Raw genomic sequence first — 15315 nt, forward strand, 5'->3', positions numbered from 1 at the left:
CCGCAGATCAGAGGAATTGAAGCGCTTCGACAGTCGCCTCCCGGCCAGGCTACCTGCCGGGGCGCGGGAAGGGGCCCGTCCCACGGAACGGGCCCCTCGGCGGGCGGACGGTGGACGGCCGTGCTGACGGACCGGGCTGACGGACCGTGCTGACGGACCGGGCGCCCGCCTCAGACGATGTCCTCCTCGATCCGCGCCTGCTCGCGCGCACTGCCGTACGCGGCCGGTGTGCCGTACGAGCGCCGGGCGACGAACCACCACACCGTCGCCAGCACCAGCACCGTCGCCAGCGCGATCGAGGCGTAGTTCATCGAGTCGACGGTCACCGGGTGGGACTGCGGGAGGCAGAAGAGCACGGTGACCACGGCGACCCAGGACACGGCCACCCAGCCGACCGGCTTGCTCCAGCGGCCCAGACTCCACGGACCGGGCTCGAACCGGTCGCCCGCCCGCAGCCGCAGGTACACGGGGATGGCGTACGCCGGGGTGATGCCGATGACGTTGATCGCGGTGACCGCGCCGTACGCCGTCGGCGACCACAGCGAGGGCAGGGCCAGCACACAGGCGAAGCCCACCGACAGCCACACGGCGGGCACCGGCGTCTGGGTCCGGCTGCTCACCTTGCGCCACAGCGCCGAACCCGGCAGGGCGTTGTCGCGGCTGAACGCGAACACCATGCGGCTGGCGGCCGCCACCTCCGCGTTGCCGCAGAAGAGCTGCGCCACGATGACGACCAGCAGCAGGGCGGAGGCCGCACCGGTGCCGAGGGCGTCGATGAGGATCTGCGCGGGCGGCACGCCCGTCGCGCTGTCCTGGGTGCCGGCGTAGTCCTGGATGGCGAACGTGAGACCCGCGAGCAGCGCGAAGCCGGCGATCCAGGAGACCCAGATGGAGCGCACGATGCCCTTGGCCGCCGTCACCGAGGCGTTGGACGTCTCCTCGGACAGGTGGGCGGAGGCGTCGTACCCGCTGAACGTGTACTGGGCGAGCAGGAGGCCGATGGCCGCCACGTAGACGGGGTTGTCCCAGCCGGTTCCGTTGACGAACTCGCCGAACACGAACTCGGGGGACTGGTGGTCGGAGGGCACGATCACCAGGGCGCCCACGATCAGCGCGACGCCGGCCAGATGCCACCAGACGCTGATCGAGTTGAGCAGGCTGACCAGCCGCACACCGAACAGGTTGAGCGTCGCGTGCAGCAGCAGGATGCACACGAAGATGACCATCGTGGAGCCGGGCGTCGGCTCGAAGCCGAACTGGAGGTTGAAGAAGGCGCCCATGAACAGCGCGCAGCCGTAGTCGATGCCGGCTATCGCCCCGAGCAGGCCCAGCAGGTTCAGCCAGCCCGTGTACCAGCCCCACTTCCGGCCGCCGAGCCGGTCGGCCATGTAGTAGAGGGCGCCCGACGTCGGGTAGGCGCTGGTGACCTCGGCCAGTGCCATCCCGACGAACAGCACGAACAGGCCGACGCCCAGCCAGCCCCAGAGCATCACGGAGGGGCCGCCGGTGTTCAGGCCGAAACCGTAGAGCGTCATGCAGCCGGACAGGATCGAGATCACCGAGAAGCTGATCGCGAAGTTGCCGAAGCCGCCCATGCGGCGGGCGAGGACCGGCTGGTAGCCCAGTTCCCGCAGCCGTTCCTCCTCGTCCTTGGGGGGTGTGCGGTCGGAGGCCGACCACTTCGGCGGGGAGACGGACATCGGGAAACCTCCGTGGGGAAGGGCGGGTTGCTCGGGAACGGTGAGCCGCCGAACCGGGCGGCATACGGGCGGACGGGCAGGAGGGGGCGGCGGTGGGCGGCGGGGCGGGCGCGCGGGTGCCGGGGCGGTGCGCGCCCGGCGGCACCGGCAGGGGTCCGGCGAGGCGTCAGACCGCCCCGCCCGACTCCCGGGCGACGGCCAGACACCGGCCGCGGGCGCGCAGGAACACCTCCTCCGCGAGCACCGCGTCACCGGGATCGCGGGTGCGGTACGACCAGGGCTGGGTGGTCCAGTACGGGCCCAGCGCCTCGAAGACCCGCGCCGCCTCGGTGAAGCGCTGCGCACCCCACAGGGCGTGCGCCAGGTGGCTCAGGTCCGGCAGCGCCCGTCTGCCGGGGGGACACGCGTCGAACCAGCCCCGCAGCGCCCACTCGGCGTCGCGGGCCGCGTCGTCGGTCACCCAGTGCAGGTCGAGGGCGCGTTCCTGGCCCTGGTCGCGGCGGTAGCGCTCCACCCGGACGTGCAGCGGCAGCACCTTGAGCGCCGAGCCGTCGGGCGCCGTGGACGCCGCCCACTGGGCGTAGTTGACCGCCTCGGACAGGTGCGCCCCGGGCCGGCGGGCGTACACGAACTGGAGCATCCGGTGGTACGCCTCGCGGTTGTGCGGATCGCGCCGGTCGGCCTGGGCGAGCAGGCCCCACGGTCCGGGGAAGAGCATCGGCCCCGGAGGCGCGACGCGGTGCTCGTCGAGCCGCTGGCCCGCGTCGAGCCGTGCGAGCGCGAGGAGGCACACCCACGGCACCGGGTCGTCCGGCGCGGCCTGCGAGGCGTCCCGGCAGGCCTGCCAGGCGTCATGCCACAGCTCCTGGGTGCGGTGGTGGCCCTCGCGGTGGGCGCGCAGCGCCCGTTCCACCGTGACCCGGCAGTGCATCACCGCCGCGGCCGGGCTGTCGGGCTCCTCCGAGCGCCAGGCCCGCACGGTGTCCGATCCGGCGGCGACCGCGGCGAGCACCTGGGTCCGCTGGGTCCACAGCGCCCAGTCGGGCGTCGACGCCAGCAGCTCCCGCATGGCCAGCCACCTGCCGGTGCGCAGCTCCTGGACCGCGCCGCGCAGCGGGCCGTCGTGACCGGCGGGGTGGTACTTGGGGCGGAACGCGTCCGGGGCCATCAGCGCGCCCCCCGGCGGAGGCCGCGGGCGGTGCGGTGCGCGGGGCGCAGGCGCCCCGGGTGCCGCACGGGCAGCAGCGGCAGGGGACGGGGGCGCACTCTCTCCGGCCGGGTCGGCGTCGGCCGGATCGGTGCCGCCGGGAGACCGCGCCCGGAGAGCCGTCCGGGGAGCGCCGCGCCGCGGCCGCGCGGCGGGCGGCAGGACGGGCGGGTGCCCCGGTGACGTAAGCGGACGCGGGACGGACGGGTCCCCGGCGCCGCCCCGCACGGCGGGCGGGCGGGGGCCGGGACGGCAGGGGGCAGGACTAACACGGCCCGGCGGCCCCCGATCCGGTGCGTCGCGTGCCCGGTGGTCGGACGCCGGGTGGTGCGGTGCGAGTCATGACTCCCTCGAGGCGGTGAGGAGGCGTGCGCGTACGACCGGACGGTGTGCGGGACCGTCCGGTTCAGTGGCGTCCCCCGCCGCACGGTGCGGTGAACCGCCGGGACGACATCGGGGTGGCCGGTCGTCCGTCGAGCGGGTCGGCGGGTCCGGTGGTCGGCCGGGCGCCGATGGCCGCCGCGCGGACGCGGGAACCGGCTCCGGTTCCCGCGTCGCTGACGAGCCGCGCCGATCTTACTCAAGGACGCCGCCGGATCAAGGTCATGACGGACAATCAATTCCCTTGCGCAAAAGCGCTCTTGACGTGGAAAGGCAGGCTGCACCAGGCTTCCGGCAAGCGATCAAGCTCTCCTCGAGGGAAGAACGGGGCGCACGTGACCGGACCGGTACTCGCCGTCGACCAGGGCACGTCCGGGACGAAGGCCCTGGTCGTCTGCCCCGACCGAGGCGTCATCGGCACCGGCTTTGCACCCGTCACCCCGCGCCACGGCCCCGGCGGCCTGGTCGAGGCCGACCCGCGGGAACTGCTCGCCTCCGTCGTCGACGCCGGGCGCGCGGCACTGGCCGACGCCGGTGAAGGCGTCACCGCCGTGGGCCTCGCCAACCAGGGGGAGACCGTCCTCGCCTGGAACCCCGCGGACGGCGAACCGCTCACCGACGCCGTCGTCTGGCAGGACCGGCGGTCCGCCGCCCTCTGCGACGGCCTCGCCCCGCACGCGCCTGAACTGACGCAGCTCACCGGGCTGCCCCTGGACCCGTACTTCGCCGCGCCCAAGATGGCCTGGATCCGACGCGAACTCACCCGCGAAGGAGTCGTCACCACCAGCGACTCCTGGCTGGTGCACCGCCTCACCGGTGCGTTCGTCACCGACGCCGCCACCGCGGGCCGCACCCAGCTGCTCGACCTCGACCGGGCCGACTGGTCCCCGCGCGCCCTGGAGGTCTTCGGCCTCGGCGCCGAACGCCTCCCCGAGATCGTCGACTGCGACGCCCCCGTCGGCGTCACCACCGCCTTCGGCCCGCCCACCGCCGTCACCGGCCTCCTCGTCGACCAGCAGGCGGCGCTGCTCGCCCAGAGCGTGACCGAGCCGGGCACCGCCAAGTGCACCTACGGCACCGGCGCGTTCCTCCTCGCCCAGACCGGACCCCGGCCGCTGCGCACCACCACCGGCCTGGTGAGCTGCGTCGCCTGGCGGCTCGGCGGCGACACCAGCTACTGCCTCGACGGGCAGGTCTACACGGTGGCGTCCGCCGTGCAATGGCTCACCGGACTCGGCGTCATCTCCGGCGCCGCGGACCTCGACCGGGTCGGCCGCACGGTCCCCGACAGCGGCGGCGTCCTCTTCGTCCCCGCCCTCGCCGGCCTCGCCGCCCCCTGGTGGCGCGGCGACCTGCGCGGCTCCGTGACCGGGCTGGGCCTCGACACCGGCCCGGGCCACATCGTGCGCGCCCTGTGCGAGGGCGTCGCCGCACAGGTCGCGGAACTCGCGGCGGCCGCCGCCCACGACCTCGGCACCCCGCTGACCACGCTCCGGGTCGACGGCGGCCTGACCCGCTCCGCCCTGCTCATGCAGACCCAGGCCGACCTGCTCCAGCTCCCCGTCGAGGTCTCGGCACTGCCGGACGCCACCGCCCTCGGCGTCGCGGCCGTGGCCCGCCTCGGATCCGATCCCGCGCTCGGCACGCGCGACGCCGTCCCCGGCTGGAAGCCGTCCGCCGTCTACGAACCCCGGATCGGCGCGGACGAGGCCGCCGAGCGGATGGGCCGCTTCCGTGCCGAGGTGGACGCGCTGCTCGCCCGCACACCGCCCGCCGCGGCCGCCGGCCTCCCGGCGCAGGCCACCGCATGACCGTCACCACCCACGGCCCGCTGCCCGGCGGCCCGCACGACGTCGTCGTGGTCGGCGCGGGCGTCGTCGGCACCGCCATCGCCCGGCACCTCGCGCACCACCGGCTGACCACGGCCGTCGTCGACGCCGGGGACGACGTCGGCACCGGCACCTCGAAGGCCAACACCGCCATCCTGCACACCGGTTTCGACGCCGTCCCCGGGTCGCTGGAGGCCACGCTCGTCCGCGAGGGGCAGCGCCTCCTCGCCGCCTACGCCGCCGAGAGCGGCATCCCCCTCGAACCTGTCGGCGCACTCCTGGTCGCCTGGGACGAGGAGCAGCTGGCCGCCCTCCCCGGCCTCGCCGCCAAGGCCCGGCGCAACGGCTGCCACGACACCCGGCTCCTCGGCGCCGCCGCCACCTACGCCCGCGAGCCGCACCTCGGCCCCGGCGCGCTCGGCTCCCTCCACGTACCCGGCGAGTCCGTCATCTGCCCCTGGACCACCACGCTCGCCTACGCCACCCAGGCGGTGCGCGCCGGGGTCGGCCTCCACCTCAACTGCCGTGTCCACGCCGTGACCACCCGCGCCGGACACCACGAGATCGCCACCGGCAGGGGAACCCTGACCGCCCGCTACCTCGTCAACGCGGCCGGGCTGCACGCCGACGACGTCGACCGGCTCCTCGGACACCACGACTTCACCGTCACTCCGCGGCGCGGCCAGCTCATCGTCCACGACCGGCTCGCCCGCCCCCTGGTCCGCCACATCCTGCTGCCGGTCCCCACCGCGCTGGGCAAGGGCGTCCTGGTCGCCCCGACCGTGCACGGCAACGTCCTCCTCGGCCCCACGGCCGAGGACCTCGACGACAAGCAGGCCACCCACTCCACGGCGGCCGGGCTCACCGCGCTCCGGGAGCAGGGCCGGCGCATCCTGCCCGCGCTCGACCACGAGGAGGTCACCGCCGTCTACGCGGGGCTGCGCGCCGCGACCGAACACGACGACTACCGCATCCGCGCCCACCCGGCGCAGCGCTACGTGGCCGTGGGGTCCATCCGCTCCACCGGCCTGACGGCCTCGATGGCCATCGCCGCGCATGTCGCGGGCCTGCTCGCCGACTGCGGCCTCGACCTCGGTCCGGCCCGCCCGCCGGAGCCCGTGCGCATGCCCCCGATCGGCGAGGAGGCGACCCGCCCGTACCTCAGCGCCGGGCTCGTCGCCCGCGACCCGGCGTACGGCACCGTCGTCTGCCACTGCGAGCGCGTGACCGAGGGCGAGATCCGTGACGCGGTGCGCTCCACCGTGCCCCCTGCCTCGCTCGACGGCCTGCGGCGCCGCACCCGTGCCCGCGCCGGGCGCTGCCAGGGCTTCTTCTGCGGCGCCGCGGTCCGCGCCCGCTTCGAGGCCCACCGCGCGGCAGCCGCGGCCGCCCCGCCGCAGCTCACGCCCGGGACGCGCCCCGGGAGCGGCGGCGGCACGGGCCGACGGGAGCGGCACGTCGACGTGCTGGTCGTCGGCGCCGGGCCCGCCGGGCTCGCGGCCGCGGCGCGCCTCGCCGCCCTCGGCGCCGGCCGTGTCGAGATCCTCGAACGCGAACAGCAGCCCGGCGGCATCCCGCGCCACTCCCTCCACCGCGGCTTCGGTCCGCGCCACCGGCCCGTCGAGGGCCCCGTGTACGTCCGGCCGCTGGTCGCCGCCGCCGTCGCGGCGGGCGCCGTCCTGCGCACCCGGGTCGCCGCCACCGGCTGGGCCGGGCCCCGCACCCTCGACGTCTCCGGGCCGGACGGTCCGGAGCGGATCACCGCCCGTGCCGTCGTCCTCGCCACGGGTGCACGGGAGCGGTCGCGCGGCGCCCGGCTGATCCCGGGCACCCGGCCCGAAGGGGTGCTGACCACGGGCGAACTCCAGCAGGACGTCCACCTGTACGGCAGACGCCCCGGCCGCCGGGCCGTCGTCGTCGGCGCGGAGTCCGTCGCCCTGGCCGCGGTGCGCACACTGCGCGCCGCGGGCACCGAGGTCGTCGCCCTCGTCACCGACCGCTCCCGGGCGCCGCTGCGGTCGCCGCGCGGCCGGGTCCCGGTCGTCACCGGGGCGACGGTCACCGAGCTGACCGGGCGCGGCAGGCTCACCGGCGTACGGCTGCGCTGTGCCGACGGCGTGCACCGGCTGATCGACTGCGACACCGTGGTCCTGACCGGCGACTGGACACCCGAGCACGAACTCGCCCGCCTCGGCGGCCTCGTCCTCGACCCGGCCACGCGCGGACCGGCGGTCGACACCGGCCTGCGGACCACGGTTCCCGGAGTCTTCGCCGCCGGGAACCTGCTCCACGGCACCGAACCGGCCGCGGTCGCGGCCGAGGAGGGCCGCCACGCGGCCCGGGCGGTCCTGCGCCACCTGCACTCCGGCGGTGCCGCGACCGGTCACGGCGCCCCGGCCGTCGCCGCCGTCCCCGTCAAGGTGGCGGCGCCGCTGCTGCGGATCACCCCGAACCTGCTGTCCGCCGCCCCCGCGCCGCCGCCCGGTGGCCGCTTCCTCCTGCGCGCGGGCGAGCGCGTCGCCCGTCCGGTGCTCGTCGCCGCACAGGCCGGCCGCGTCATCGGCCGCGCCGCCCTGCCGGCGACGGCTGTGCCGGACCGGTCCTTCCCGCTCCACGCCCCGTTTCTCGCCGCCGCCGATCCGTCCGCCGGCCCCGTCCGCCTGACCCTCCTGCCCGGAGACCGCGCCTGAGCCGTCCCTCTCCGGCCGTCCCGGTCACGATGTCCGAATCCCGCCGGAAGGGCCGGTCACCCGCCCGCACACTGGGCTCATGACCACCGAGGACGCACGACTCGCGCGCACCCCGGCCGGGACGGGCCGGGCCGTGGACGACCGCACCGGAACGCGCCGGGCCGCAACGCGTACGGCCGGAACGGACCCGGCCGGGCCCGGCCGCACCGCGGCCGAGCGGGCCGAGTGGGCCGAGGACAGCAGGTACGAGGCCGTGACCAGCCGGGACGCCCGGTTCGACGGCGTGTTCTTCTTCGCCGTGTCCACCACCGGCATCTACTGCCGGCCCAGCTGCCCCGCCGTCACCCCCAAGCGCCGCAACGTGTCCTTCTTCCGCACCGCGGCCGCCGCGCAGGGCGCCGGGTACCGCGCCTGCCGGCGCTGCCGTCCGGACGCCGTGCCCGGTTCCGCGGAGTGGAACGTCCGCGCGGACGTGGTGGGCCGCGCCATGCGGCTGATCGGCGACGGGGTGGTGGACCGCGAGGGCGTGTCCGGCCTCGCCGCCCGTCTCGGCTACAGCGCCCGCCAGGTCCAGCGCCAGCTCAACGCCGAAGTCGGCGCCGGTCCGATCGCCCTCGCCCGCGCCCAGCGCGGCCACACCGCGCGCATCCTCCTCCAGACCACGACACTCCGGGCGGCCGAGATCGCGTTCGCCGCGGGCTTCGCCAGCGTGCGGCAGTTCAACGACACCATCCGCGAGATCTGCGCGGCCACCCCCGGCGAACTCCGCTCGTCGCGCGGCCGCCACGGCGCCCGGCCCGACGGCGCCTCAGGGGTCCCGCTGCGCCTGGCCTACCGGGGGCCGTACGAGCGCGCCGCCATGTTCGACCGGCTCGCGGCCGACGCGCTGCCGGGCGTGGAGGAGGTCACCGGAGCGAGGGGGGCCCGCGTCCTGCGCCGCACGCTCGCCCTGCCGGCCGGGCCCGCGGTGGCCGAGGTCCACGAACGCTCCGGCGGTGCCTGGCTGGACTGCCGCCTCCACCTGGACGACCTGCGGGACCTCACCACCGCGACCCAGCGGATGCGCCGGCTGCTCGACCTCGACGCGGACCCGGAGGCCGTCGCCGAACGGCTCGGTGCCGACCCGCTGCTCGCCCCCCTCGTCGCGGCCCGCCCGGGGCTCCGGGTGCCCGGAGCAGCCGACCCCCACGAGAGCGCCCTGCGCATCGCGGCCGGGGGACGGGCCGCGGAACTGGTCGCCGCGTACGGCGGGGAGCCGACCGGCTCCGGGACCGGACCGTCACGCCTCTTCCCGGACGCGGCCCGGCTCGCCGCGGCGGGCCCGCCCGCCGTGCGCGCGCTCGCCGCCGCGCTCGCCTGCGGCGACATCGCCCTGGACCCCGGCGCCGACCGCGGCGAGACCGAGCGCCGGCTCGCCGCCCTCCCCGGCATCGGGGCCGCCACGGCTGCCCGCATCCGCCGCCATGCCCTCGGCGACCCGGACGTCCTGGTGCCCGGCGACCCGGTCCCGCCGGCCGCCGATCCGGAACGCTGGCGGCCGTGGCGCTCCTACGCCGCGGCCCACCTGGCCTTCGCCGGGCGCCGCTGACCGGCTGCCCGCCGGGAGGCCGCGCCCGGCCGCGCCGGTGCGCCCGGAGCGACGGGCCGTGGGGCTCCGCGCGGCGGGCCCGTCGCCGCGTTCACCCGTTCGGCTCAGCAACGCAGCGGATGGGACCCCGTCCCGGCCGAGAGTGGAGGACGTCCGTCCCGACCACCGCCCGCCCCACGGGAGCGCTCATGACGACCATCCTCCGACGCGACATCGGCCTGCTCGCCCTGCGGCTCGGCACCGGTGCCGTGCTCGCGGCCCACGGCACGCAGAAGCTCTTCGGCTGGTTCGGCGGCGGGGGCCTGGAGGGCACCACCAAGGGGATGGAGGCGATGGGCTTCCATCCGCCCAAGCAGAGCGCGCTGGCCGCCGGCCTCGCGGAGACCGGTTCGGGTGTGCTGCTCATGCTCGGTCTCGCGACGCCCGCGGCGGGCGCGGCCGCGGCCGGGAACATGGCCGGTGCGGTGTCCGTGCACGCGCCCGCGGGGTTCTTCGCCCAGTCGGGCGGCTTCGAGTACCCGGCCTACCTGGGGTTCACGGCCGCCGGTGTCGGCCTGGTCGGCCCGGGGCGCTACTCCCTCGACCACGCGACCTCGCACCGGTTCGACCAGCCCTGGGTCATCGCCACCGCCTTCGTCGCGAGCGCGGTCGCGGCGGCGGCCATCGTCGGCAAGCGCGTCCGCGACCAGGTCGTCGAGGAGGCCGAGGGCACGGAAGAGGAGTGACCGCGGCCGCGCGCACGGCAGGGCAGCGACCGCCTGCGTGCCCCCGGTCGTCCTCCGGCCCGGCCGGGCCGGGTCCCGTCCGGTTCACCGGCGGCCGTCTCCGGCCCCGCTGCCGACGGCCGCCACAGGACCCGTTCGGCTCCGGGAACGCGTCCGGCCCCGTCCCCATCCCGGGACGGGGCCGGACGCGTTCCCGGACGGGCCGGGCCGCGGCGGTCAACGGGTGAGCCGCCAGGGCCCCTTCGCCGCCGAGACCAGTTCGCCGACCGTCGCCAGCTTGACCCGGGGGCGGCCCTCGCGGTCGCCGCGGGTGCGTTCGGCGCGTTCGATCCCGGCGAGGCCGCGTGCGTCCACCAGATCCCGGTTGCGGCGGCGGGCGAGCCGCTGGAACGCCCTGGCCGACCCCTTCGGCGCCGGGAGCGTCCCGGCGACCGCGTCCGCGAGCAGTGTGCCGACGGTCTCGGCCGCGCAGGTGCGGTTCGCCCCGATCCCGCCCGACGGGCCGCGCTTGATCCAGCCGACGACGTACGTCCCCGGCATGCCGTCGACCCTGCCGCCGTGGTGCGGCACCGTCGCCGTGGCCTCGTCGAACGGCAGCCCCGTCACCGGCAGCCCGCGGTAGCCGACGGCGCGCAGCAGCAGCCCGGCCGGAATCCGCGTGCCCTCTCCGGCGCCTTCCCCGGTGCCGGACACCTCGACGGCCTGTACGCCGTCCCCGCCGCTCACCCCGCGCACCGAGGAGTGGAAGCGCAGCACGATGCGCCGCTCCCCGCCCGGGGGCCGGGACCAGTCCACCCGCTCCCGGTCGACGTCCCGCAGCACACTCGCCTTGTCCCGGGGGCCTGCCGCGTCGATCGCCTCGCCGGTCCGCGGGTCGTGCGCGTCGACGACGAGCCGCACTCCGGGCAGGTGCCGCAGCGCGAGCGCCTCGGAGCGGGTGTAGGCGGCGTGCTCCGGGCCGCGGCGGCCCACCACCACGACCTCCCGCACCGCACCGGCGCGCAGGGCCGCCAGCGCGTGGTCGGCGATGTCCGTCCCGGCCAGCGTCTCGGGGTCGCACGCGAGGATCCGGGCGACGTCCAGGGCGACGTTCCCGTTGCCGACCACGACCACCCGTGCGGCGGACAGGTCGATCGCGTCGGGCGCGACCTCGGGGTGGGCGTTGTACCAGGCGACGAACTCCGTCGCGGAGACGATGCCCGGACGCTCCTCGTCCGGCAGCCCCAGCCGCCGGTCCGCCGACGCCCCGACGGCGTAGACGACCGCGTCGTGGTGGGCGGCGATCTCCTGCGCCGACACGTCCCGCCCAACCTCCAGGCCGAGGTACATCCGCACCCGGGGGTGGGTGTGGAAGCGGGCGAAGGTCTCGCCGACCCTTCTGGTCGCCGGGTGGTCGGGGGCCACGCCGTAGCGGACCAGGCCGCCCGCCACCGGGAGCCGGTCGATCAGCGTCACCTCGGCCGCGGTGTGCAGCAGCAGGTCCTCGGCCGCGTACATGCCCGCGGGCCCGGTGCCGACGACGGCGACGCGCAGCGGCGCGAAGTCGGCCGGCAGCGAGCGTGCGAACCGCGGTTCGCTCCAGGTGTGGAAGTTGGGGCTGTCGTCGGCCGGTCCGGGCTGTCCGTCCTCCTCGAAGTACGCCGCGTTGACCGCCGCGTACTCCTGCTGGTCCGGTGCGAGGGCGTCCACGGGGAAGATCGCGTCGACCGGGCAGGCGTCGGCGCAGGCGCCGCAGTCGATGCAGGTCTTCGGGTCGATGTACAGCATCTCCGTGCTGCCGAAGGCGCGTTCCTCGGGAGTCGGGTGGATGCAGTTGACCGGGCAGACGGCGACGCAGGTCGCGTCGCTGCAACAGGTCTGGGTGATGGCGAAGGTCATGGTGGCGGCCCGGTTCAGATCAGGTTGGCACGCTTGTAGAACGCGAGCGCAGGCTTGGTCAGGAGACGTGCGGAGGCGAGGAATTCCATCAGGCCCGAACAGCTGGACCGCATCATCGACTTGTGGTGCTGGTTGGCCCGCGCCTCGGCCAGGGCCCGCTTCTCGTCGAGGCCGGCGTGGACGTACACCTTGCGGTTCACCATGCTGGTGACGATGACGTACGAGGCCACGGCGATCACGAACGCGTTGATCTGGCGGCGCACCCGGCCGGCTCCGGCCAGCCGCTTGCGCGTCTCGTCCCGGGCGAACTTCATGTGCCGGGACTCCTCGACGACATGGATGTTGTTGATCGTGCGGACGAACGGCACGACCCTCTCGTCCCGCATCCAGTCGCGCTGCATCACGTCCAGCACCTCCTCGGCGACCAGGATCGACGCGTACGCCGCCTCGCCGAACGCCAGCGTCTTGAAGACGCGGCCCAGTTCGAGCACCGGGCGGGAGGGCCGGTACGCGGGGGCGCCGAGCTTCTGGGCGCCGCGCGCGAACATGATGGAGTGCCGGCACTCCTCGGCGATCTCGGTGAGGGCCCACTGGAACTCGGCGCCGGTCGGGTCCTTGGCGTAGATGTCGCGGAGCACCATCTGCTGCAGGATCATCTCGAACCAGATGCCGGTGCTCGCCACCGACGCGGCTTCCTGGCGCGTCAGCTCCTTGCGCTGCGCGTCGGTCAACTCGGCCCAGTAGGCGGTCCCGTAGAGGGAGCACCATTCCGGGCTGGCGCCGTGGAAGTCCTTGTCGAGGGGGGTGTCCCAGTCCACCTCGACGGCGGGGTCGTAGGCCAGGATCGCGGAGGACTCCAGCAGACGGCGGGCGACGCCGTCGTCGGGGAGCGGTTCCTCCTGGGCGTGCGGCCGTACCGTGCTGCTTGCCATGTGCGGCTCCTTCCAACCCGTGGATTCTCCGGGGCACCGTGAAGGCGTCGTGCGTGTGTGCCGGGTGCCCGGCCAGGGGACGTCCACCCCTTGTTAGACGGACCGTATAGTAAGAGCGCCCGACCGGCCTACCCCTCGGTAGAAACTTTGTCAGCAGGATCTGCGAGGGCTTCGTGAACGCCCTGCGGCGGTTCCGGGAGTCCGGCAGGGGATTGCGGGCGGTTGCAGGGGATTGCGGGCGGCCGTGACCTGCGTCAATGGTGCGTGACATGCGGCAGGGGCCGCGCGGTGGTGGTCACCGTGCGGCCCCTGTCGGGTGTGTGGTTCCGGGGAGGTCAGCCCTTGCGGGTGTTGATCTCCTCGGTGAGCTGGGGGACGACGGCGAAGAGGTCGCCGACGACGCCGTAGTCGACGAGGTCGAAGATCGGGGCCTCGGCGTCCTTGTTGATCGCGACGATGGTCTTCGAGGTCTGCATGCCGGCCCGGTGCTGGATCGCGCCGGAGATGCCGGAGGCGATGTACAGCTGCGGGGACACGCTCTTGCCGGTCTGGCCGACCTGGTTGGTGTGCGGGTACCAGCCGGCGTCGACCGCGGCACGCGAGGCGCCGACCGCCGCACCGAGCGAGTCCGCCAGCGCCTCGATGACCGCGAAGTTCTCCGCGCCGTTGACACCCCGGCCACCGGAGACCACGATCGCCGCCTCGGTCAGCTCCGGACGCCCGGTCGACTCCCGCGGCGTACGCGAGGTCACCCGCGTCCCCGTCGCCTTCTCCGAGAACGACACCGCCAGCGCCTCGACCGCACCCGCGGCCTGAACCGGCTCCACCGGAGCCGAGTTCGGCTTCACCGTGACGACCGGAACACCCTTCGACACACGCGACTTCGTCGTGAACGACGCGGCGAACGCCGACTGCGTCGCCACCGGACCCTGCTCACCGGCCTCCAGATCGACCGCGTCGGTGATCAGACCCGAACCGATCCGCACCGCCAGACGCGCCGCGATCTCCTTGCCCTCCGCGGACGACGGCACCAGCACCGCCGAAGGCGACACCGCCTCGACCGCGGCCTGCAACGCCTCCACCTTCGGGACCACCAGGTACTCGGCGAACTCCGGCGCGTCCGCGGTCAGCACCCCCACCGCACCGTGCCCGGCCAGCACCGACGCCGTGTCGGCGGCACCCGCACCCACCGCCACCGCGACCGGCTCACCGATCCGACGCGCCAGCGTCAGCAGCTCCAGCGTGGGCTTGCGGACCGCACCGTCCACGTGATCGACAAAGACGAGAACTTCAGCCATGGGACAACTCTCCTGCTGTGAAAGACGAACGGGGAACGAGAAAGACCGGGCATCGGACGAACATCCGACCCGCCAGGCAGCGTCAGACGAACATCCGACCCGCAAGGCCGCGTCAGACGAACTTCTGACCCGCGAGGAACTCGGCGAGCTGCCTGCCGCCCTCGCCCTCGTCCTTGACGATCGTGCCCGCCGTGCGCGCCGGACGCTCGGCCGCCGAGTCCACCGCGCTCCACGCACCCGCGAGACCGACCTCGTCCGCGTCGATCTCCAGGTCCTCCAGGTCCCAGGACTCCACCGGCTTCTTCTTCGCCGCCATGATCCCCTTGAACGACGGGTACCGGGCCTCGCCCGACTGGTCCGTCACCGACACCACCGCCGGCAGCGACGCCTCCAGCTGCTCCGACGCCGTGTCACCGTCCCGGCGGCCCGTCACCGTGCCACCCTCGACCGACACCTCCGACAGCAGCGTCACCTGCGGCACACCCAGCCGCTCCGCCAGCAGCGCCGGAACCACACCCATCGTGCCGTCCGTCGACGCCATCCCCGAGATCACCAGATCGAACCCGGCCTTCTCGACCGCCTTCGCCAGCACCAGCGACGTACCGATCACATCCGTACCGTGCAGATCGTCGTCCTCGACATGGATCGCCTTGTCCGCACCCATCGACAGAGCCTTGCGCAGCGCGTCCTTCGCGTCCTCCGGACCCACCGTCAACACCGTCACCTCGGCGTCGTCGGCGTTCTCCGCGATCTGCAGCGCCTGCTCCACCGCGTACTCGTCCAGCTCCGACAGCAGGCCGTCGACGTCGTCCCGGTCGACGGTCAGGTCATCGGCGAAGTGCCGGTCGCCGGTGGCGTCGGGCACGTACTTCACACAGACAACGATCCTCAGGCTCACGCCGGCTCTCCTCCTGACGGGCGGTCGCAAGACGCGCATGGTTGATGATGTCGAACCTATGGCACTCAGTACCCCATGTAAAGGAACCAAGTGCCAAATCGGGGTCGCGGTGCTACGTTCCCCGCATGACTGAGGTGCGTAAACGGCGCAGGCCGGCGGCTGCCGAAGGGGCCGACGACCCTCCCAGGA

General features: G+C 74.8%; 10 protein-coding genes and 1 pseudogene. 5 read left to right on the forward strand and 6 right to left on the reverse strand.

Annotated features, from left to right (window positions below):
- Positions 1–170 precede the first annotated feature (170 nt).
- Both IAG43_RS28840 and IAG43_RS28845 read right to left on the reverse strand, forming a co-directional pair.
- The gene (locus IAG43_RS28840) at positions 171–1700 is read right to left on the reverse strand and encodes an amino acid permease (RefSeq protein ID WP_187743598.1); all 1530 of its coding nucleotides are present in this window, start codon (positions 1698–1700) and stop codon (positions 171–173) included.
- A 166-nt stretch (positions 1701–1866) separates the two neighbouring features.
- A complete protein-coding gene (locus IAG43_RS28845; RefSeq protein WP_187743599.1) occupies positions 1867–2868 on the reverse strand; it encodes a hypothetical protein in 1002 nt (333 codons plus the stop codon).
- Positions 2869–3623: 755 nt separating this feature from the next.
- Between IAG43_RS28845 and IAG43_RS28850 the strand changes: the two genes are divergently transcribed.
- The 5 genes and pseudogenes from IAG43_RS28850 (at position 3624) to IAG43_RS28870 (ending at position 10120) form a co-directional block, all read left to right on the forward strand.
- Positions 3624–5099, forward strand: a complete 1476-nt coding sequence (locus IAG43_RS28850; protein WP_187743600.1) for an FGGY family carbohydrate kinase — start codon at positions 3624–3626, stop codon at positions 5097–5099.
- Positions 5096–6481 (forward strand): annotated as a pseudogene (locus tag IAG43_RS28855) (FAD-dependent oxidoreductase); the annotation flags it as partial. The gene IAG43_RS28850 and the pseudogene IAG43_RS28855, both read left to right, overlap by 4 nt.
- A gap of 99 nt (positions 6482–6580) precedes the next feature.
- Positions 6581–7807: an NAD(P)/FAD-dependent oxidoreductase gene (locus tag IAG43_RS28860; RefSeq protein WP_187744693.1), complete on the forward strand. Its 1227-nt coding sequence runs from the start codon at positions 6581–6583 to the stop codon at positions 7805–7807.
- Between the two features lie 79 nt (positions 7808–7886).
- Positions 7887–9395, forward strand: a complete 1509-nt coding sequence (locus tag IAG43_RS28865; RefSeq protein ID WP_187743601.1) for a bifunctional transcriptional activator/DNA repair enzyme AdaA — start codon at positions 7887–7889, stop codon at positions 9393–9395.
- A gap of 188 nt (positions 9396–9583) precedes the next feature.
- The gene (locus IAG43_RS28870) at positions 9584–10120 is read left to right on the forward strand and encodes a DoxX family protein (RefSeq protein WP_187743602.1); all 537 of its coding nucleotides are present in this window, start codon (positions 9584–9586) and stop codon (positions 10118–10120) included.
- Positions 10121–10336: 216 nt separating this feature from the next.
- On the opposite strand, the gene IAG43_RS28875 is transcribed toward IAG43_RS28870, so the two are convergent.
- From IAG43_RS28875 to IAG43_RS28890, 4 genes are all read right to left on the reverse strand, one after another.
- Positions 10337–11998 carry an FAD-dependent oxidoreductase gene (locus tag IAG43_RS28875; protein WP_187743603.1) on the reverse strand — a complete coding sequence of 554 codons (1662 nt, stop codon included), beginning with the start codon at positions 11996–11998 and terminating at the stop codon, positions 10337–10339.
- A gap of 14 nt (positions 11999–12012) precedes the next feature.
- On the reverse strand, positions 12013–12930 hold the full coding sequence (locus IAG43_RS28880; RefSeq protein WP_187743604.1) for an AurF N-oxygenase family protein: 918 nt from the start codon (positions 12928–12930) through the stop codon (positions 12013–12015).
- A 335-nt stretch (positions 12931–13265) separates the two neighbouring features.
- Positions 13266–14228 (reverse strand): electron transfer flavoprotein subunit alpha/FixB family protein, encoded by a 963-nt coding sequence (locus tag IAG43_RS28885; RefSeq protein WP_187743605.1) that lies wholly within the window; start codon positions 14226–14228, stop codon positions 13266–13268.
- A gap of 112 nt (positions 14229–14340) precedes the next feature.
- Positions 14341–15126: an electron transfer flavoprotein subunit beta/FixA family protein gene (locus IAG43_RS28890; RefSeq protein ID WP_187739238.1), complete on the reverse strand. Its 786-nt coding sequence runs from the start codon at positions 15124–15126 to the stop codon at positions 14341–14343.
- Positions 15127–15315: the final 189 nt, after the last annotated feature.

The organism is Streptomyces genisteinicus, from assembly GCF_014489615.1.
GTDB classification, from domain to species: Bacteria; Actinomycetota; Actinomycetes; order Streptomycetales; family Streptomycetaceae; genus Streptomyces; species Streptomyces genisteinicus.